The organism is Lacinutrix sp. C3R15, assembly GCF_018860825.1.
Taxonomy (GTDB): Bacteria; Bacteroidota; Bacteroidia; order Flavobacteriales; family Flavobacteriaceae; genus Oceanihabitans.
The window spans coordinates 370509-391464 of the sequence record NZ_JAHKPZ010000012.1 but is presented as its reverse complement, the minus strand read 5'-3'; the positions used below and the strand labels follow the sequence as shown (position 1 = coordinate 391464).

Sequence of the window (20956 nt, the reverse complement as noted above, 5' to 3'; positions counted from 1 at the left end):
TAGAAATTAAAAAAAGAAAAAAATGAAACCTGCTATAATTGTATTCCTTGCCTTTTTAAGTGTGCATTACACCTATGGTCAAGCCTATAAAGATGCTTTTAGAGCAGACATTTGTCAATGTTTAGAAAATGAAAGTTTAAAACGAAACCTTACACCAAATGCCTATAAAAATTGTTTTAAAGAAACATTGCCTAAATATGCAAATCAAATAGATGCAGCAATTGTAGAACAAGATTTAAATAAAAGATATTATTTAGGGCAACTAGAAAGAAAAAATTTGGTTGTTGCTTTTCAATACGAATTGATTTATAGTTGCAAAGTGTATTTTGATTATTTAGATAGAAAACGAACTAGTGAAAAATTAATAGCCAGAGAACAAGCAAAAGAAAGCGATTTAGAAACTAGAAATCAAATGGTAGCAATGTCTCCAAATGCTTATGCCTATTTTTATCGTGCACAATTATATTTTAATTTGGGTAATTTAAAAGAAGCAGAAGCAGATATAAAAAAGAGCTTAGAGGTAAATGTTAATGCAAGCAATATAAAGTCTACAAGACATGAATTGTTATTGCTAGCTTGGGTGTATGAAGAGCAAGAACAATTCACCAAAGCTATTGCGATTTATGATAAAATATACATGGGAGATTATGATTTGCAGGTAGCAACTTTAAGGGCACTTGCAGATAAAAAATCTGGTGGTAATATGTCAAGCATTCCAAAATTAGATGGTGAAATAAAGCCTATAATAAACAACAAAAAAGATAGAAGAAAACCAACCATACAGAATACAAATACAACAACTAAAGAACAGAAAACGCAAACCAAGAAAAAAACAGATTCTTCTTCTCTAAAAAAACTATTCAAATTATAAAGGTTATAAAAAAAAGCCTCTTTTTTAAAGCTGTTTTTTTTGTTTAAACCTATTATCTTTGGTCTATGAATTATTTCATAGATGTCATTCTACCAGTTCCACTGGAAAAACTATTTACCTACAGCATTACAGAAGCAGAGGCCTCTTTTCTTCAGGTAGGCATGCGTGTTGCTGTGCCTTTTGGTAAAACAAAAATGTACACAGCGCTTGTACATAGCATACATAACAACAAACCTTTGGTATATGAAGCTAAAGAGATTCATCAAATTTTAGATGAAACACCAATAGTGAATCCCGAGCAATTAAGGTTTTGGCAATGGATTTCTAATTACTACATGTGTACTTTAGGTGATGTAATGCGTGCTGCTTTACCAAGTGCATTTTTGTTAGAAAGTGAAACTATAATTAGTAAGAATAACGATAAAGAAATTGAGGATACAGATTTAAAAGATGATGAATTTCTAGTATACGAAGCACTACAGTATCAATCTTCATTAAAAATTCAAGATCTAATTTCTATTTTAGATAAAAAGAATGTGCTTCCTGTAATTAAAAGGCTTTTAGAAAAAGGAGCCATTCATTTACAAGAAGAAATTTACGAAAAATACAAACCAAAGTATGTTAGGTATGTAAAATTGCATGGTGATTATACTTCAGAAACTTCACTTCAAAATGCTTTAGAAGCGTTGAATAGAGCACCAAAACAGAAACAAGTAATTATGACCTTGTTTATGTTGTCTGCAAAAAGCAAGAAACCTATTAAGGTAACAGAGTTAACCGAAGCCAGCCAGGCATCTTCTGCAATAATAAAAACACTGGTAGATAAAGGTATACTAGAAGAATATCACATTCAAACCGATAGAATTAATTATTCTGGAGAAGAAAACGAAGCTTCCAAGAAATTAAATGAACACCAAATTAAAGCTCTAGAAGAAATTAAAACATCTTTTAAAACGCATCATGTTACTTTGTTACATGGTGTAACTTCTTCAGGTAAAACAGAAATATATGTCAAGCTTATTGAAGAAGCTTTAGCTAAAGGAGAGCAGGTTTTGTATTTGCTTCCAGAAATAGCACTAACAACACAGTTAGTTTCTAGGCTTCAAAATTATTTTGGAGAACAAGTAGCTGTTTTTCATTCAAAATACTCTATTCATGAACGCGTAGAAGTGTATACTAATTTGTTAAACAATTCCGCGAAAGCGCAAATAATTTTAGGAGCACGATCGTCTATATTTTTACCTTTTAAAAACTTAGGTTTAATTTTAGTAGATGAAGAGCATGAGCAGTCTTTTAAACAATTTGATCCTGCACCAAGATACCATGCAAGAGATGCAGCAGTAGTTTTGGCTAATATTTTTAAAGCAAAAACCTTGTTAGGGTCTGCTACACCAAGTTTAGAGAGCGCTTTTAATGCAAAGCAAAAAAAGTATGGTTTTGTAGCATTAAGTACGCGTTATAATAATGTTTTGATGCCAGAAATTGAACTGGTAGATATTAAGGATAAGCATAAGCGAAAAAAAATGAAAGGCCATTTTAGTGATAGATTGCTAGAAGAAATGGACGAAACATTAAAAGCAGGTCAACAAATTATTTTGTTTCAAAATAGAAGAGGTTTTTCACCAATTGTGGAATGTAATACCTGTGGTAATGCACCACAATGCCCCAATTGTGATGTAAGTTTAACCTACCATCAATACAGAAATCAATTGCGTTGTCATTATTGTGGTTACCATTCTGCTATGTTGCTTAAATGCATGGCTTGTGGTAGTCCAGATATAGATAGCAAGGGTTTTGGTACAGAACAGATAGAAGTAGAGGTGAAGGAGTTGTTTCCTGATTATAAAGTAGCTAGAATGGATTTAGATACTACCAGAGGTAAGTATGGTTACGAAAAAATTATAACTTCTTTTGAGCAACAGGAAGTAGATATTTTGGTAGGAACACAAATGCTAACCAAAGGTTTAGATTTTAGAAACGTAAAGTTGGTTGGTATTATGAATGCAGATAATATGCTTAATTTTCCAGATTTTAGAGCTCATGAACGTAGTTTTCAATTAATGCTTCAGGTTTCTGGTAGAGCAGGACGTACCGAAGAGCGAGGTAAAGTTTTAATACAAACCTATAATCCGTTTCATAAAATATTACAGCAGGTTTCTACAAACGATTATGCAGGAATGTATAAAGAGCAAATGGATGAGCGTTATAATTTTAAATATCCTCCAGTTTACAGACAAATAAAAATCACTTTAAAGCATAAAGATTACAATCGTGTAAATATGGCTGCAGATTGGTATGCAAAATCGTTACGTCAAGTTTTTAGTGATTTTGTTTTAGGTCCAGAATTTCCGCCAGTTTCTAGAATACGAAATCAATTTCATAAAAATATTTTAGTTAAAATTCCGCAAAAGCAATCTTTAGCAAAAACAAAAGATGCTATTTTAAAAATAGAGAATAGTTTTAATGCTGTAAAAGATTTTAGGCCTGTACGTGTAATATTAAATGTAGATAATTACTAAGAACAAAAAAAGTCCAACTTTCGTCAGACTTTAGGAGTATATGTGATTTTGTGTTAGTTGTTATTCAATGCTTCAACAAGTTGTGTTTTCTTGTTTCTACTTAAAGGTATTTCATAAGCACCAACTTCTACATTCTTACTATTAAATCTGTCTACTTTATCTAGATTAACAATATAAGACTTGTGAATTCTTAAAAACTTACCTTCTGGTAATTCGTGTTCAAAAGCTTTCATAGTAGAAAGTACAACAAGGCTTGTTTCTTCGGTTACTAGTTTTACATAGTCACCAAGTGCTTCAATCCATTTAATATCTTTTATATAAACTTTACGTTTTTTAAGGTTACTTTTTACAAAAATGTGTTCTCCTTCCGCTTCGTTAAAGTCTAATTTTAATTTATGATATTCTAATGCTTTTTCAACTGCAGTATTAAAACGTTCTTTAGTAATTGGTTTTTGTAAATAATCTGTTGCATCGTAATTAAATGCTTTAAAAGCATATTCCGTTTTACCAGTAACAAAAATAATTTGTGGCTTATTATTTAACACATCTAATAATTCAAATCCGTTTAGAACTGGCATTTCAATATCTAAAAAAATTAAATCTACTTTATGCGTATTTAAACCATTTTTTGTTTCTAAAGCGCTACTATATTCCGCTATTAAATTCAGAGATGAGTGATTTTCAATTAGTTTAACAATTGACAGACGTTGTATTGCTGAATCATCAACTACTACACAGTTTAAAGTCATAACATTTATGTTTATTCGGTTAAGATATCGACAATAGTACGAATAATTCGGTTAAAAACCAAAAAACACCGACTAAATGATAGTTTTAACAAATTATTAACGTTTTTTTAGATATGAAATGAAGTGATATAATTTTATAAGATTGTTTTGTGTTTTGTTGTTTCTTTAAATAAAAAGACTTACTTTTGCAGCCAATTTTTAACAAATAAATTAGATTTTTATGAATCATTATGAAACTGTTTTCATCTTAAATCCCGTTTTATCTGAGACACAGATAAAGGAAACAGTAAAGAAATACGAAGATTTTCTTGTTTCTAGAGGAGCAAAGATGGTAGCCAAAGAAGATTGGGGCTTAAAAAAATTAGCGTACCCAATTCAAAACAAAAAGAGTGGTTTTTATCACTTATTTGAGTACCAAGTAGATGGTGAAGTTATTAACCCTTTAGAAGTAGAGTTTAGACGTGATGAGCGTTTTATGCGTTACTTAACTGTATCTTTAGACAAGCACGCGATTTCGTGGGCAGAAAGAAGAAGAGCTAAACTAAAACAAAAAGCATAATCATGGCAAGCACTATAGAACAACAATCTAAAGGAAAAAAAGACGGAGAAATTAGATATTTAACTCCTCTTAATATTGAAACGAACAAGAATAAAAAGTACTGTCGTTTCAAAAAATCTGGAATCAAGTATGTAGATTATAAAGATGCAGACTGGTTATTAGGTTTTGTAAACGAACAAGGTAAAATTTTACCAAGACGTTTAACAGGAACTTCATTAAAATATCAAAGAAAAGTGTCTGTTGCTGTAAAAAGAGCACGTCACTTAGCATTAATGCCATATGTGGCAGATTTATTAAAATAAAATACGCATAACATGGAACTTATATTAAAACAAGACGTTGAGAACTTAGGATTTAAAGACGATGTTGTAACGGTTAAGAACGGTTATGGTAGAAACTTTTTAATTCCTACAGGTCACGCTGTTATTGCTACTGCTTCTGCAAAGAAAGTATTAGCTGAAAACATTAAGCAAAGAGCTTATAAAGAAAAGAAAATTATTGATGATGCTAATAAAGTTGCAGATGCACTTAAAGCATTAGAAATTAAAATAGCTGCTAAAGTTGGTTCAGGAGACAAATTATTTGGATCTATTAACAATATCAACCTAGCGGAAGCATTAGCAAAAGAAGGTCAAGAAATTGATAAAAAATTCATTACAGTTACTACTGTAAAACGTTTAGGTAAGTATGATGCTACTATTCGTTTACACAGAGAGGTTTCTGTTGAATTATCTTTTGAAGTAATAGCTCAAGCTTAATATTTTAAATCACATTATTAAAAACCGTTTGGAGCTATTCTAAACGGTTTTTTTTATTTTAAAAATCTAACTTTTACTAAATATTCAGTTTAAGTAACAGAGTACATATGCACAAACAATTATATTTTATTTTACTATTCGTTTTAGTGGTGTCTTGTAAGAAAAATGTTTCTGAGGCAAGCACTACCAATGAAGTAGTACAAGAATCTAATAAAAAATCGGTTTTAATTAAAACTTTTAAATACCAGCCTAATGCAGATGCTATTATTAGTGTGCATCGTGGCGGAAAAAGTATTGCCAATTATCCTGAAAATGCCATAGAAACCCTAGCGTATGTTTACAACCGTATTCCTACTGCTATTTTTGAAATTGATGTGGCAAAAACTAAAGATAATCAATTGGTGTTGCTACATGACAACACTCTAGATAGAACAACAACAGGAACAGGAAAACTAACAGACTATACTTACCAAGAATTACAAGCGTTTTATTTAGAAGATGATTTTGAAAACCAAACTAGTTTTAAAATTCCATTATTTTCTTCCGTTTTAAAATGGGCAAAAGCAAATAAGGTTGTCTTAACGGTAGATATTAAGCGTAGTGTTGCTGTTGAAACTGTAATAGATGCAATTAGAGCAGAAAAAGCAGAAGATGTTTGTGTTATTATTACTTATGATTTAAAACAAGCAGAAAAGGCGTATAAGTTAGCACCAGAATTGTTATTGTCTGTTTCAGCAAGAAATGAAAAGGAATTAGACTGGTTATTACATTCTAATATACCAACAGAAAATATGTTGGCCTTTACAGGAACAAGATTGTCAGCAGATACGTTTTATAAAAAAGTACAGTCTTATGGAATAAAAACCATTTTAGGTACTTTAGGAAACTTAGATAAACAAGCCGAAGCAAAAGGAGAGAATCTATATAAAGTATGGCAAAATAAAGGAATAGATGTTTTTGCTACAGATAGACCTTTTGCTGCAGCAAAGGCTTTAGGTGTTACCAAATAAATTTAAAAATGCACAAGAATACTTAATCTTGTAGCAAAAAAATTAATTAAGACTCCTATAGTATAGGAAACTAGTGTTAAAATAAAATTTCCGTTTTCACGGAAATGTAAAATAAAAATATTTTTCAATGAAATATTCAAGACTTACAAAAGAGCAATTAGAAGAATTGCACCAAGAATTTATTAATTTTTTAGCAACACAATCTATAACAGCTAGTGAGTGGGATACTATTAAAACCAACACACCAGAAGTAGCAGAACAAGAATTAGATGTGTTTAGTGATTTGGTTTGGGAAGGTGTTTTAAATCAAGCAAAATATGTAGAGCATATTTCACCACAACAAATGCATTTGTTTCATTTAAAAGAAGAGGTTATGCATGTTATTGCAGTGCAACTTAAAAATGGAATAGATATAACAACTAAAGATGGGTTTAATTGGCTACGAGAAAACTTGATGGATGATAATGTAGAATTTTTACAGGCTAAAAAAGAATATTCTGAAGATAAGAATAAAGACAAGTTTACACTTATTCAACAAGGAGGTGTCATTACAAAAGGCGATTTATTTATCTATTTAGATAAGCTTATTAATTAAGGCTTAATTTAAAAACAGAAAAAGGCATTTAAGAGGTATTTTTAGATGCCTTTTTTTATGCTTGTAATGTTATGGTGTTGTTTATGAGTACTTACGTGGTTTAGCAAGTAATTTTGCAAATACATACAAAGTAGGCGAGAAACAGCAATTACTTATAACTATAGTTTACAACGGTTTTTTAATTCAGATTACAGTTTTTCATTCAAATCTTGTCTTCCTACAATTGCCATTATTTCTACAATATTTTCATTTATTTTAAAATAAATGCTATCCACCCCACAAACACATCGTTTGTAGTCTTTTTTTATATAGTCAACAGATTCAAAAGAAAAAGGTCTTTGAGCAATAATTTCGAAATATTTAAAAAATGATTCAAAGTATTTGTCTGCTTGAGTCATTCCAAATTTTTTCACACCATAATGATGAATTCTTATCAAGTCATTTTTCGCTTCATTACTTAATTTGTATTTAGCCATTAAGCAAAGACTTTGATTGCGCTAAAATTTCATTTTTATTTTCATTTGTATAGCCGCTATTTTCGGCTTTTTCTAATTTAGCACGAATCCAGTTAATTTCAACTTGTTGTTTTCTGGCTTGTCTAATCAAGTCATTTACGAGTTCACTCTTACTTGAATACTCTTTTTTATCTACTTGAGTTTTTAGCCATTCATCGTTTGGCTTAGTGAATGATATACTTTGTCTTGCCATATTTTATTTGTTTGATGTAAATATACACCAAATATGAATCATTTACAAATTACAGCTAGCGTGTTTAAGGACTAAAGTTAGCAAATAAAATCTGAGAGGATTTTTGTAAGCAGGTAAGAATTAGTATGAATTATATGCGCTGTTGGTAGTAGGCTTAAGTGATAAATTATGCAGTTTAGATGTAATCTCTATTGCAATGTGAAAATTTGTTATAGATTAAAATTTTTAAGTTTTGCATTTCAGAGTATTCTCCAACTGATTCCTTCATTTTTTTTAATTGGGAATCCGTTAAATTTTCGTTCCTTCTACGTTCGGTTCCGTATTTAATAATTCCGTTACCAGCAAGCTGCAAAGACGACAATCTGATTAGACCAATTTATTACTTTCTACTAATGATCAATTTTTTAAACTCATTAATGATTCCGCGTGTCTTTTTTTTCGTTTTGATAACCAGAAATAGTACACTATCAGAAGTAATAATGGAAAAGAAAATGCAATAATGAGTATTATTCCGTTATTCATGTCGTTTTTTGAAAGCTTGTAGCCAACGTTTATGTATAACTTAAGTTAGCTTTTATTAAGCCTAAAATAGCAATTAATTTTATACTTGGTTAAGAGCAGTATTTTTTGCTATCAAATTTTCCAAAAAGGCTTTTTATCGGCTTTTGTTTTTCCGTTATTCGCAGGTTTATGGTGCTTTTCAATAATCTCAAATACTCGTCCATAATTATAATCAATGTTGTCAACAGTTTTTTTCCAATCGATATTTAATATTTCAATTCGTGTGTTTACTGCGCCATTCCATTTTGTCTTAAAACCATTATTAGTCAAAACAGAAATTATTTTTTCGGCAACATTTTTTGCTAATTCATCATCACGATTATAACTGTCAAAACTTATAAACAACATTTTTTCTTCTCCAATAGCTCTTTCTAAATCTTGAGTGTGATAATAGCAGTATCCATTTGTGTTAATTCCTATAGCTTTTAACTCATCAATTATTTCGGAACAATCTTCTTCTCCATCGCTTTTTGTATATCCAGCTTTATGTAGAGAAACAATCTTATTTTTGTTTAATTCGTCAAATGATTTGACTAATCTTTCAAAATCGGTAGGTTTTTTCCAATTAAGGCTTTCTTTTTGGTGATTTTTTAACCTGATATCAATTTCTTTTTTTAGCCAATTTTTATCAAAATCAGTTTCATCATAAAACATTCCACTTATACTTTCAAGTAAATCGTCTCTGTTTTCAAAGCCAAAAAGAACATCTTTTTCAAGTTGCTCAATTGCTTCATTTTTGATTTCATCTGTCATTTTAGTGAATGTTCGTTAGTTTCTTTATATTACCTTATAATTATGTATTTACTCATAGCGTAAAGACTCAATAGGGTCAAGTTTAGCAGCTTTAATGGCAGGTAATAAACCAGAAACTACAGCTACTAAAAAGGCTATTGCAAAAGCACTAAACATAGCAAACCAAGGTGTTGTAAAATTAAAATTGGCTAGTGTAGCTACTAATAATCCTATTAAAACACCACAGATAATACCTATAATACCACCTAGTTGACCAATAATTAAAGCTTCCATAAAAAACTGAAAAGCGATGGTTTTCTTTTTTGCTCCTAAGGCTTTACGTACACCAATTTCTCGAGTTCTTTCGGTAACCGAAACAAAAAGAATATTCATTAAAGCAATAGAAGAGCCTAGAATAGTAATAATACTTATTATCCAGGCAGCATATTCTAAATAAATTGTGATAGAACCAATTTTATTAATTAAATCGTCACTACGTTCTAGTCCAAAATTGTTTTCTTCTACAGGATTTAAACCTCTAATGTTTCTAAAAGTAATAATGGCTTGGTCTTGCGCACCTTCTAGCATTTCTTTATTATCTACCATAATACTAATTTCATAATTAATATTGGGTAAAGTAAATATAGAGCGAGCATTTTGTATAGGAATAATAACGCGTAAATCTAAATTATTACCAAAAGTAGCACCTTTAGATTTAAGCGTACCAATTACAGTAAATTTTACACCTCTTACGCTTATGGTTTTGCCTATTGGGTTCTCGTTCTTAAATAAAGCTTTATTTAAATCACTACCAATAACACATAAGTTGCTATTGTTTTTTACATCAAAAAAATTGAGTTCTCTACCTGCTTCTATTTTTAAGCCAGAATTTTGTATAAAATGTTCATTAGCGCCAATAACGGTAACTTCTGGGTCTGTTTTTTTATTTTCATATTTTACTTCGGCACCACGAGTACCTGTAAAAGAAACCGATGTTTTAGTACCAGGAAACTCATAGGTTTCTTCAAACTCTTTTACATTTCTATAACTAATTACTGGGTTTATTTTTTGTACTTCACCACGACCTCTACGTTGTGTTGTAAACTCGTAACGTTGAATGTTAAAGGTGTTAGAACCCATAGAAGAAAAATCACTTGAAATAGTGTTTTCTAAAGCAGAAACTGCGCTTAAAATACCAACCAAAGCTGTTATACCAATGGCAATAATTAAAACGGTTAAAATGGTACGTAGTAATTGACTTTTAATAGAATCAAAGGCAATTCTTATATTTTCTCTTACGAGTCCAAACATGTTTTTTGGTTTGTTGTTTTTTAATAAGACTATTGAAACAGGATAAAGTTACTATAAATATCAAATAATTATGATGCACTTTAAAATTTATGATATTTTTGCACTAATTAAATGTAAAAAATAAAGACAATTAAAGTGACTTTTAGTAACGTTTAATTGTTAAAAGCGATAAATAATAAAAGAGATTCCTGCTAAAGTCTAGCTTTAGCACTGCGGAAAGATAAAAGTTAATATGGCACAAAAACCAAGCATTCCTAAAGGAACAAGAGATTTTAATCCAGAACAAGTAGCAAAGCGTAATTATATTTTTAATGTAGTTAAAAAACATTTTCAGCAATTTGGTTTTCAGCCAATAGAAACACCAAGTTTTGAAAACTTTGATACGTTAATGGGTAAATATGGAGAAGAAGGAGATAGGCTTATTTTTAAGATTTTAAATTCTGGTGATTATCTTTCAAAGGTTGATGATGCACTTTATACTAGTAAAGATGCTGTTAAAATGACCTCTAAAATCTCTGAGAAAGCGCTTCGTTATGATCTTACTGTGCCTTTTGCAAGATATGTTGTACAACACCAAAATGAAATAGAGTTTCCTTTTAAACGTTACCAAATACAACCTGTTTGGCGTGCAGACAGACCACAAAAAGGAAGGTTTAGAGAGTTTTTTCAGTGTGATGCAGATGTGGTTGGTTCTGACTCTTTATTTCAAGAAGTAGAATTGATTCAGCTTTATGATGCTGTTTTTACAGATTTAAAATTAGCAGGTGTTACTATTAAAATTAATAATAGAAAAATACTTTCTGGTATTGCTGAAGTTATAGGTGCTAGTGATAAGCTAATAGATTTTACCGTTGCTCTTGATAAGTTAGATAAGATTGGAGAAGAGAAGGTAAAAGAAGAAATGCTAAGTAAAGGTATTCCGCAAAGTGGTATTGATAAATTACAGCCTTTATTTAGTCTTACTGGAGATTTTGAAAGCCAGATAGAAAGTTTAAAAGGAATTTTAGACACATCTGAAGAAGGTAAAAAAGGAATTGAAGAATTAGAATTTATTAATAACGGAATTACAGCTTTACAGTTAGAAACAGCCAAATTACAGTTAGACGTTACCTTAGCTCGTGGTTTAAATTATTATACAGGAGCTATTTTTGAAGTAGCTGCACCAGAAAACGTGAAAATGGGTTCTATTGGTGGTGGAGGTCGTTATGACGACCTTACAGGTATTTTTGGAATGAAAAACGTTAGTGGTGTTGGTGTAAGTTTTGGTTTAGATAGAATTTATTTAGTTCTTGAAGAACTAGAATTGTTTCCAGATACTGTAACAAAATCTATAGATGTGCTCTTTATTAATTTTGGTGATACCGAAGCTTTATTTTGTTTAAAAGCAATTAAAACATTACGTAAAGAAGGCATTAATGCAGAGTTGTATCCAGATGCTGCAAAAATGAAAAAACAAATGAATCATGCGAATAAACGTAATATTCCATTTGTAGTTTTAGTAGGTGAGCAGGAAATGGAAGCAAATAGTTTTACGCTTAAAAATATGCAGTCTGGTGAGCAGTTAAAACTTAATCTTCAAGATTTAATAAAACATTTAAAATAAAAAGCCCTGAATATTTCTATTCAAGGCTTTAGTAAAGCTTAGTTAATGTTTAGTGGTTTTTTGGGGTAAATTAATTAACTAATACTTTTTTAGATACTTCGCCAATTTCGGTTTTTAATGTAATAATATATGTACCAGAGCTTAAATTCTTAGCTTTAAGTTCAATATAGTTTTGTGATTCTATAGTGTTGAAGGTATATATTGTTTGCCCAAGTATATTGTTGAGTTTTACCTCATCAATTTGTATGGTATTCGGGTTGTTAATTATTATATGATCTGATTCATTAGAAAAGTAAGTGTTTAAGCTATTTGTTTCTAAATCTTCTGTACTTAAAGATTGGTTTGTAAAAGTAATTTCAAAACGATCAAGATATGAACCAGCAGCTAAATTTATTTGGTAATCACTAGTTCTTAAATTGTGGTAGGTATCTAAATCAATATCGTGGACATATACTTGTAACTCTTCAGGAAAGTTAATTAAAGCATCTATAGTAATGGTATTTAATCCTGCATCACTAACATGTATACCAATAGGTAAAATGGTAGCTATGTTAATTTCATTAATTCCTTGAATTAAGCATTGTTCATTACTAATTACCCAATACATATCGTCCATTTGATCGTCTAAGTTTTTAGCGTCAAATCCCCATTCGTAACCAACAGAAGCTCTAGTATCTGCAGTCACTAGTAATTGTCTGTGAATTTCATTAACAGAGTTAAAACCAAGTCTAATTTTTGTTCTATCATCGTCGTCATCTGCATGTGCAGTAGGCGAGGAGTTTGCGCTATCACGAACAAACACAGAGTTTGTGCCTTCTTTTTCAAAAACACGTTGGCTATTATTAAATTTAATAGTACCTGTTGCTTCACCAGTAACAAAGAAACCTTGTGCTACAGGAATATATTTGCCTGGTATTTTGGTAGGTGTTCCGCCAGTACTTACATCAGGATCATTAGTACCTAATGAAGCAGAAGGAGTACCACCAGAAAGATTGTAAGTAGCATAACCACCTTGGTAATCGGATAAATTATGAGAGCCACCTCCCCAATGTTCCCAGAAATAAAGAGTACCAGTAGTATTTCCTGTACCTTCAATATTAGGAGCATTGTCAAGAATAAATGTATCTGCATTAATGGCAGAAGGATAAGGGTTACCAATAAGGTAATCATTACCAGCATTTATAGATAATGTAATATCTCCATTATTAGGTTTTCCTTCAATTATATAGTTTTGTTCTAAACTTACGTTTTCATTTGTGTTTGCAACGCCTTTCATGGTAAAGCCTTCACCTGCAAGTAGTGTTCCTGTATTGCGAATATGTTGCCAAGATGCATAGTCATCACTAGTTCTGTTGCTAAATTTCCAAATCCAATAAGTGGCTATATTAATAGGAGAACCATTGGAACCATTGTAACCAGAAACAAAATTAATGTTTGTAGGAGACAGAGGGTCTGATCCATCTTTAAATATATTGTTATTTAAGGTGTAACTATTGTTGTTAGATGTCGTATTACTAACACCTACAGGAGAAGACCAATAATTATAAGTAAAATAGTCTTGTGTACCTTGTTGATCTTTTTCTAAGGAGCCAGCACTGGTTACAGCTAAATCAGAATCTTCTGTTTGAATTAATTGTGATTCTCCTTGTAAATCTATCTTACCATCAATATTTAAATAATGAGAAACTGTAAGTCCGTTTCCAGAATGCACTGCATTATCTCCATCTACAGTAAGTGTATTGGCATTTACAAATAAACCTAGTACTTTTCTGTTTTCGTTATTTCCGCTAGGTAAGCTGGTATTACTCATTGTAATATTGTGGTTTGTTATTACAATATTCCAATCTACAGTTTTAGTATTATCAACAATAGAAGTGGTTCCTGGTATTGTTTGTATATTTCCGTTTAACCAGGTAGCATTTGTGTTCCAGTCTCCATTGGTATTTGATCTATAAGGAAGCGGAGCCGTTTGATGATCTACAGTATTTAGGTTTCTTAAATATCCTTGATTACCATTACCTGAAGCATCTTCTGTATTAGTGTATGTGTAAATAGACATAGGGTAGTACGCAGCAAGTTGAGACCAAGGAATTGCTATAATATCGTTTTTAGTAACAGTAGTAGGTATTACTTTACCATCTACAAAATTACTATTTTCTTCAATTTCTTGATTCATGATATATTGCAATTGCGTTTGCGTTAAGGCTGTATCCCAAATTCTTACTTCATCAATGTTACCTTTAAAGTAAGCTGTTGGTGTATTTTTACCTGCTGCAGCAATATAAGCGTATTGATTTGTAGCAGAAGGGTTGTTTAATGAGGATGAAGTATCTTCAATACCATCAATATAAAGTGTGGCTATACCTGATTTATAAATAATTGCAACTTGATGCCATTCATCTTCAGGAATTACAACAGAAGACCTTATGGTTTCTGTTAATATTCCATTTTTCCAGGATACTTCAAAACCTCCTAATGCATTAATTTTAAAATCGTATCCTTCGGTATAAAGAAAATCTCTTTTAGATAGAATAGAGGTGTTGTTAGAACCAGATTCTCTGTTAATCCATGCAGAGATTGTAAATTCTGATGCATTAAGATTTAATTTGTTTTCCATGTCAATATAGTCAACAGTACCATCAAAATATATAGAACGTTCTACTATAACTTGTGGAGCGTAACCAAAAGTGATATATTTTGTTCCGTCAAAATCATAGTCGGTTTCTAAATTTGTACCATTTTCGGTCATTAATCTATAACTAGCAGTAGGGTCAAAAACAGGAGTATTTGAAATAAACATATAATAACTACCAGGAGGAGATATGTTTCTTACTGCATCAAGAGGTATAGATATTTTTACCGAAGGAATATCTCCAGCGTTTTCTACTACTTTCCAGATACGTTGCATTCTTGTAAAAGAAACATTGGTGCTAAGTGTACCTATACCTACACTCATATCTACTTCTACAGTTGAAGCTGCTAAATTTAAATCTTCACCATTATTTCCCCAAACTAAAAACTCTTTGTCATTTAGTTCTGTGGCATTATCAGATTGGTTTAATTTGTTAGTGTCATATATATCTGTTAAGCCCATGGTTATGATGCCTTGTGTTCTTCCTAAACCATCCGTAGCGTTATTAACACTTCTTGATTGTTTTTGGTTTAAGTCTGAAGCATCATCACGACCAATACCAGCTATGTCATAATTAAAACCAACATTTTCAGATTGATCCCAAATTAATGTACCATCACTATCTACATAGTCTTGCGTGGTACCATTTACACCTAGTGTAATTCCATATTTAATACCTAAATAAGATTGTATTCTGTTTCTTTCTTGTGTTAAATCGGTATCTACTTTTCTGGAAGAAAAGGTTATAATTTCAGCAATTCTTGCATTTGTTGTAGCTTCCCAACCTTTACTTCTTCCAATCCAATATCTGGAATCTTCTACATTTACAAAGGAAGGAATGTCATTTTGATTATATTCAATATCATTAGCATTATAATATAATTCTTGCTGTGTTATGGCTGTATTGTTTCTAGCGTTAATTATACCAACATTATTGTAAGATGTATTTGGCCCATCATTAACAGCATAACCATCACCAGGTATACTTGTACTATAGGTGTCAATTGCAAAACAAATAGATTCGTCACTAACACGACCTGTAAAGTCTCCAAAACCAATTCCTGTAGCATCTGTTGCGTTTGTTGAAGGATCTGCATCACCACAAAATACATCCATAAATCCAAAAGAGTTGTTGATAGGAGTATCGTCTGGAATAACTACTAGAAAAATATCTTGTGTATACATTCCTGATGAACCTTCTAAAAACTGCGTAGAAGTATTGTCATAGGAATAATCGGAATCTAACGAATAGGTAGCAAAAGTATTATCAAACTCAACAACAGGGTTAAAGTTTATGTTTCTTGTTGTGTTATCATAATAGGTAGGCTCTTGACCAGTAGTGTTTACTGTAGCATCTGCACCACGACCTTGGTCTGCCCAAAGGCTCACGCTTTGACCGCTAGTATAGCTTAAACCGTCTGTACCTTTAAGCCATAATCTTAAATCTGAAGTAACACCTCCAGGTCCTTCTGTTAAAGGAACAACTCCAGTACCTTGCAAAGTGAAATTGTATGGGTTTTCGTTGGAGTCATTATTAATAATAGACAGTATTGCTGTTCGTGTTCCGTTTGCTATTGGGTTAAAATCTACTGTAAAGGTAGTACTACTTGATGCAGCAACCGTTGTTGCAGGAGCAGCGCTAATAGAAAAATCTAAAGGGTTTGCTCCTGAAAAGGTTAAAGAACCAATAGTTAGTGAAGCTGTTCCTGTGTTTTCAATAGTAAATGTGTGCGAAATAGGTGTTCCAGAACCTGTACTTCCATACTCAGTATCATCTGTAATAGTTGGTGTTGTATCTCCATCATTTATAGTTACACTATTACCAGTAATATTTATTTCTGGTTGCGGAGTTCCGCTTGCTATATTAATAGTGTAATCTTCTACTTCTCCATAATTAAAAGATTCACAAGAATCTGTAGGCGTATTACCATACTTCATACTTACACGCATTCTTGTGCTACCAAGAGAAGCTGTAATAGGAATTGTAAAACTTGCAGAAACAGGATCGCTTGTTGTAGGTGCTATTGTAGCAACTTGCTCGCCAAGATCATTAAAATCTGAATCTTGATTATAGTCAATCCAAATGGAATAACCTTCATTATAATTTACTCCAGACCAAGTTGGAGTAATAGTAATAGTTTCTGTGCTATTTTGGTTTAATGTTGTTGATATTGCTGTAAAGTCTGAATATCCTGTACTAGTTGTACCTGCTCCAGAAGAATTATTTATTGTATTTAATTGAACGTTACCTATGTATTCATAATTTGTATTATTACCGTTTGAAGAGCAATAACTTGAAGTAGTGCTAGATGTTAAACCTGCTAAATCTACAATTTGTATTTCATGTGCCATCGTGTTTCCACTTCTGTGAGACCAGTGTGCGGCTTGTGTAGTAGAGTTTAGGTAGTAATTACGCCAACCTCTAGCGTAAGCAGTCCCACTACCGCTAGAGGTAGAAGAACCAATAATAAGTGCTTGGTTTACATCTGTTAAACTAGCAGATGTTATGTTTTTAGTAGATTCTCCAGCATCGCTAGAGGTATCTTGGTATCTGGTTACATTTAAGTTGTTATTGGTTAAAACATGAACAAATTGTCTATTAGTTCCTGCAGAAACATGGTCTCCATGAAAAGTCCAATCTACTCTTTGATTATTGCTTCCAGGATCCATTATTGGCCAGTTATCTGCTATAGCATCATTAGTTCCGCTAGCATTTGTATCTCCAATATGCTGACTAAAAATAATAGCATTATTCCAAGCGCTTACACTGGTTGTGGTTCCTGTTCCGTTAGCATTATTTTTTAAATTTATTGTTCCTGTATCTGCAGAAACATTTCCAGAATCACCATGAAGTACTGTCCAATTACTACCTGTAAATTCAACAAGTGTAATGTAAACGGTAACGCTATTGGCATTAGAGCCTTTTAAAATTCTTAATGTAGTGTTGTTTTCTAAATAAGCAATAGCAGTACCAGAATCTGCGCCTTCACTGGTTGAAGTATTCATAATTCCCGTAATAAAAGGGATGCATTTTTCAGCATTGCTTATACCTGTTAACGTTTGTGTAGTGGTATTAGTAGCTCCATTAAGGTTAACGGCATATCTACCTCTAACTATCATTTCGTTATCTCCTGCGCTAGGACCAATATATTCCCAGATTGAAGTATTGAAGCGCATGTTTGAATTTGACGAAGCTGACTCTCTGTAATAACTTAAAGTATTGGTTGCTGTTAACACTCTTGCACCAGCTAGATCATCTCCATTAAGATTTGAAGAAGACCCATTTACACCAGCATTTGTTTTTCTATTGTTGTTAGCAAGAGCTATAGCGTTGTTAATTGAAGATACTGGTGTGAATGATGTGTTAGTACCACCGCTTCTTGCTATGTCATCTTGTATGTGTTGTACATTGAAATCTTGCGAATAAGTGAAGTTTGATAAAAGCAAGAAACTAATACATATAGCATACCCTATAATTTGGTTAGTATAAGTTTTCATAAATAGGTTAATTTAGTTTGGGACTAATATTAATACGTAAATTTAATATTTAACTCCGTAAAGTGCAAATTTAATCGATTAAATGTATTTTTAGATATAACTTGTTGTATTTTAGAACATTGGTGTGTTAAAAGTCACAATGAAGTATTATGACTTTTATTACACACGTTTTATAGACTCTTTATTTTACAATCTTTTTAACTACTTCTGTGTTAGATTGGTTGTTTTTAATTTTTAAGAAGTAGGTACCATTAGATAGTTTATCTAAGTTTGAAATATTTATAATGTTATTAGTGGCTTGCGTATTTTTTAAGCTAACAACTAATCGGCCTCTAATATCATACATATTTACAGTTACACTGTTATTGTTGAGGTTATTAGGTAATTTAATGCTAATGCTATTGTTAAAAGGGTTTGGGTATATAGTTAAATCTTCTAGTGTATTAACAATAGTACTTAATGTATCACCTAATACAATATTTACAGTATAATCTTCTACTTCACCATAATTAATAGAATCATCACAAGGGTCATTTGGTGTTGCAGAATAAGCCATGATTACTCGCATTCTTGTTGTTCCAGTAGTAAGCCCAGATGGTATTGTAAATTGTCCAGATACAAAGGTGTCGTTTGTAGAAGCATTTTGAAAAATACGTTCGTCTGTAGTAAAATCGCCATCTCTATTATAATCTATCCATACGGCATAGCCTTCGTTATACGTGTTTCCTGTCCATTCTGGAGTTATGGTTATAGTATATTGAGAGTCTATTTCTAAATCTGTGGGAGTTTCTTGAGTAAAATTGGAATAACCAGTACCATCAGCTCCGTCTTCAGAAGTTTTAGACCAAGAACCTATTTGTACTTTTTGAATATATTCATCAGAATCATCACTAGTTCTTGCATCGCAATATGATAATTGCGTTGTAAAAGTAATAGAAGAGGAGTAAGCAGAAGGTGAATTAGTACCACAAATGGAAGCAACTTGTACTTCATATGTTACACCAACGATTAAATCTGTAATTTCATACGTATTTGTTGTAAGTCCAGTAACTGATGTCCAAGTTGATGCTCCAGTTTCTTTATATTGTAAGTTATAACTATCTGCATCATCATTCCAATCTATAGTTGCTGTTGTAGCGCCTACAGTTGATACTGTTATTTCTGTAGGCACAGTATTACTTGGTACTAATAAAACATCTGCTAATGTAACTGTTTGTGCATTTGCAATGGTTTGATTGGTTAAAGTAACTGGTTGGTAACAAGTAGCTTCAATTAAAATGTCGTACGTTCCAGCTTCAATAGGTCTGTAAAAATCACCATGAGAAATATCTGTAACTGTGTTAGAGCCATATACGTCATGACCAACAATTGTAATTGTAGCATCTATTGGGCTATTTGTGTTAGCATCTTTAACAGCACCTCTAAAACCATAAGTACCTTGTGTTAAGAAATCTAATAGCGCATCTCTGTTGTAATACCAATAGTCATCTAATTTACTTTCAGGTAAAATTTTAGTGTCTGATAATTCAATAGTAATTTCTCTACATTGGTGGTAGTAATTCATGTAATCTTGTCTTCCTCCATATACTCTATACCATTCAGCACCATGAGTAACTCCTGGACTTGGGTTAACATCACTATCATCATCATCAGTCATATAGCTAGTTTTATAACTATAAGGAGCTCCAGAGGTACTTCCAGAGTTTGCATCTGTTTGTGCATTAGTAGCATATTCAACAGAAATATTTTCAAACCAATCATTATCAGCATGTGTATATTGACTTACATAAGCATTATCAAAAGGATAGTTAACTAATTCTGTACCACCATGAAAATTTGCAGCAATTACAAAATGATTAGCCTCTGCCATGGCCATAAAAGCTAATGTTTCAGTTTGATATGCATTTCCGTCATCATGTGCACCAGCAACATTATCAGGATAGTTTCTATTTAAATCAATATTATTTCCATTACCTCTTCTTGCGTTTACCACAGAAGTGTTTGTAGAACTACCATTATAAGTTCCGTCAGGATTAGCGCTAGGGTTTATCCAAATTTCTGCATTTTCTACTAAGTTCTTTACTCTAGCATGATCTGCATGAGCAGGATTAGAATACACTGTAAGGATATAGTTTATTAAAGATAGCATCATTGGGTAACCAGCAATTTCATCGCCATGCATAGATGAGGTTAGCATTAATTTTGGTTCTTGCTCATCTGTAGAAACATTATCAGAAATTTTTACGAATAATAATTCTTTATCTCCATTTCCAGTAGTACCAATACTAAATTTTTCAACTAATGTAGGGTAATCATCTTCAAAGTCTTGCATTTGAGCCGCATATTCAACGTAAGTAGGATAGGAATTTACAGGAAAACTTAATGTAGAACGATTTGTAGATCTACTTGCTAAAGGTCTTACATCATATATTATGTTTTCATCTACTTCATTTTCTTCAGTAGGAACTGTATAAGGAATATTTTTAGTTTCAAAAGCTCTAAATTGTTCTTCATTAGCCCAGGCAATAAGTGTGCTTGTTTCTGGATTGTAATTAATGATTGAAAATTCTTTAGCATATAACTCTATGTCTCTTGGGTTATTTACTTGAAACGAAAAAGTTAATTCACCTTGTTTAGAAATGTAATTATCTGCTTTTTGCTTTTCAGTATTTTGAGCGTTAACAGAAGTAAATGTTGCTAGTATTAATACTAACAGTAGGGTAGTTTTTTTCATTAGATTTGGTTTTAATAAATTGATTACATTGTTAATATGCTGCTAATATATATAAAATTCTTACAAATAATCTATGAAATGCAAAAAAAATCGATAAAAAACACTTCGAACCCTTG

Annotated in this window: 15 protein-coding genes; 8 read left to right on the top strand and 7 right to left on the bottom strand. The window is 31.7% G+C overall.

All coding sequences use genetic code 11. The annotated features are described in order from the left end of the window. Window positions 1-22 precede the first annotated feature (22 nt). Window positions 23-871, top strand: a complete 849-nt coding sequence (locus tag KO494_RS04705; RefSeq protein WP_215966446.1) for a tetratricopeptide repeat protein — start codon at window positions 23-25, stop codon at window positions 869-871. Window positions 872-936: 65 nt separating this feature from the next. Beyond that, window positions 937-3390 carry a primosomal protein N' gene (priA, locus tag KO494_RS04700; protein ID WP_215966445.1) on the top strand — a complete coding sequence of 818 codons (2454 nt, stop codon included), beginning with the start codon at window positions 937-939 and terminating at the stop codon, window positions 3388-3390. Window positions 3391-3443: 53 nt separating this feature from the next. Here priA and KO494_RS04695 read toward each other — a convergent pair whose 3' ends face one another. Then, complete coding sequence (locus KO494_RS04695; protein ID WP_215966444.1) at window positions 3444-4139, bottom strand: LytTR family DNA-binding domain-containing protein; 696 nt, start codon at window positions 4137-4139, stop codon at window positions 3444-3446. Between the two features lie 220 nt (window positions 4140-4359). Here KO494_RS04695 and rpsF point away from each other — a divergent pair, with 220 nt between their 5' ends. The 5 genes from rpsF (at window position 4360) to KO494_RS04670 (ending at window position 7061) form a co-directional block, all read left to right on the top strand. Next, complete coding sequence (rpsF, locus tag KO494_RS04690) at window positions 4360-4698, top strand: 30S ribosomal protein S6 (protein ID WP_215966443.1); 339 nt, start codon at window positions 4360-4362, stop codon at window positions 4696-4698. A gap of 2 nt (window positions 4699-4700) precedes the next feature. Next, the gene (gene rpsR, locus KO494_RS04685; RefSeq protein WP_215966442.1) at window positions 4701-5000 is read left to right on the top strand and encodes a 30S ribosomal protein S18; all 300 of its coding nucleotides are present in this window, start codon (window positions 4701-4703) and stop codon (window positions 4998-5000) included. 12 nt (window positions 5001-5012) lie between these two features. Next, window positions 5013-5456, top strand: coding sequence for a 50S ribosomal protein L9 (gene rplI / locus KO494_RS04680; protein ID WP_215966441.1), 444 nt, complete (start codon window positions 5013-5015; stop codon window positions 5454-5456). A 107-nt stretch (window positions 5457-5563) separates the two neighbouring features. Beyond that, the gene (locus KO494_RS04675; protein WP_215966440.1) at window positions 5564-6466 is read left to right on the top strand and encodes a glycerophosphodiester phosphodiesterase family protein; all 903 of its coding nucleotides are present in this window, start codon (window positions 5564-5566) and stop codon (window positions 6464-6466) included. A 127-nt stretch (window positions 6467-6593) separates the two neighbouring features. Further along, complete coding sequence (locus KO494_RS04670; RefSeq protein WP_215966439.1) at window positions 6594-7061, top strand: DUF6495 family protein; 468 nt, start codon at window positions 6594-6596, stop codon at window positions 7059-7061. Between the two features lie 188 nt (window positions 7062-7249). On the opposite strand, the gene KO494_RS04665 is transcribed toward KO494_RS04670, so the two are convergent. The 4 genes from KO494_RS04665 to KO494_RS04650 all read right to left on the bottom strand — a co-directional run bounded on the left by KO494_RS04665 (window position 7250) and on the right by KO494_RS04650 (window position 10373). Further along, complete coding sequence (locus KO494_RS04665) at window positions 7250-7537, bottom strand: type II toxin-antitoxin system RelE/ParE family toxin (RefSeq protein ID WP_215966438.1); 288 nt, start codon at window positions 7535-7537, stop codon at window positions 7250-7252. Then, window positions 7530-7769 (bottom strand): CopG family transcriptional regulator, encoded by a 240-nt coding sequence (locus KO494_RS04660; protein WP_215966437.1) that lies wholly within the window; start codon window positions 7767-7769, stop codon window positions 7530-7532. Before KO494_RS04660 ends, KO494_RS04665 begins: the two co-directional genes overlap by 8 nt. A gap of 633 nt (window positions 7770-8402) precedes the next feature. Further along, complete coding sequence (locus KO494_RS04655; protein WP_215966436.1) at window positions 8403-9083, bottom strand: hypothetical protein; 681 nt, start codon at window positions 9081-9083, stop codon at window positions 8403-8405. Between the two features lie 48 nt (window positions 9084-9131). Next, window positions 9132-10373, bottom strand: coding sequence for an ABC transporter permease (locus KO494_RS04650; protein WP_215966435.1), 1242 nt, complete (start codon window positions 10371-10373; stop codon window positions 9132-9134). A gap of 232 nt (window positions 10374-10605) precedes the next feature. Between KO494_RS04650 and hisS the strand changes: the two genes are divergently transcribed. Next, entirely contained in the window at window positions 10606-11976 is a 1371-nt protein-coding gene (gene hisS, locus KO494_RS04645; protein WP_215966434.1) for a histidine--tRNA ligase, read from the top strand. Window positions 11977-12046: 70 nt separating this feature from the next. On the opposite strand, the gene KO494_RS04640 is transcribed toward hisS, so the two are convergent. Both KO494_RS04640 and KO494_RS04635 read right to left on the bottom strand, forming a co-directional pair. Beyond that, window positions 12047-18106: a LamG-like jellyroll fold domain-containing protein gene (locus KO494_RS04640; protein WP_215966433.1), complete on the bottom strand. Its 6060-nt coding sequence runs from the start codon at window positions 18104-18106 to the stop codon at window positions 12047-12049. A 181-nt stretch (window positions 18107-18287) separates the two neighbouring features. Beyond that, entirely contained in the window at window positions 18288-20840 is a 2553-nt protein-coding gene (locus tag KO494_RS04635) for a M14 family zinc carboxypeptidase (RefSeq protein WP_215966432.1), read from the bottom strand. Between the last annotated feature and the right edge of the window lie 116 nt (window positions 20841-20956).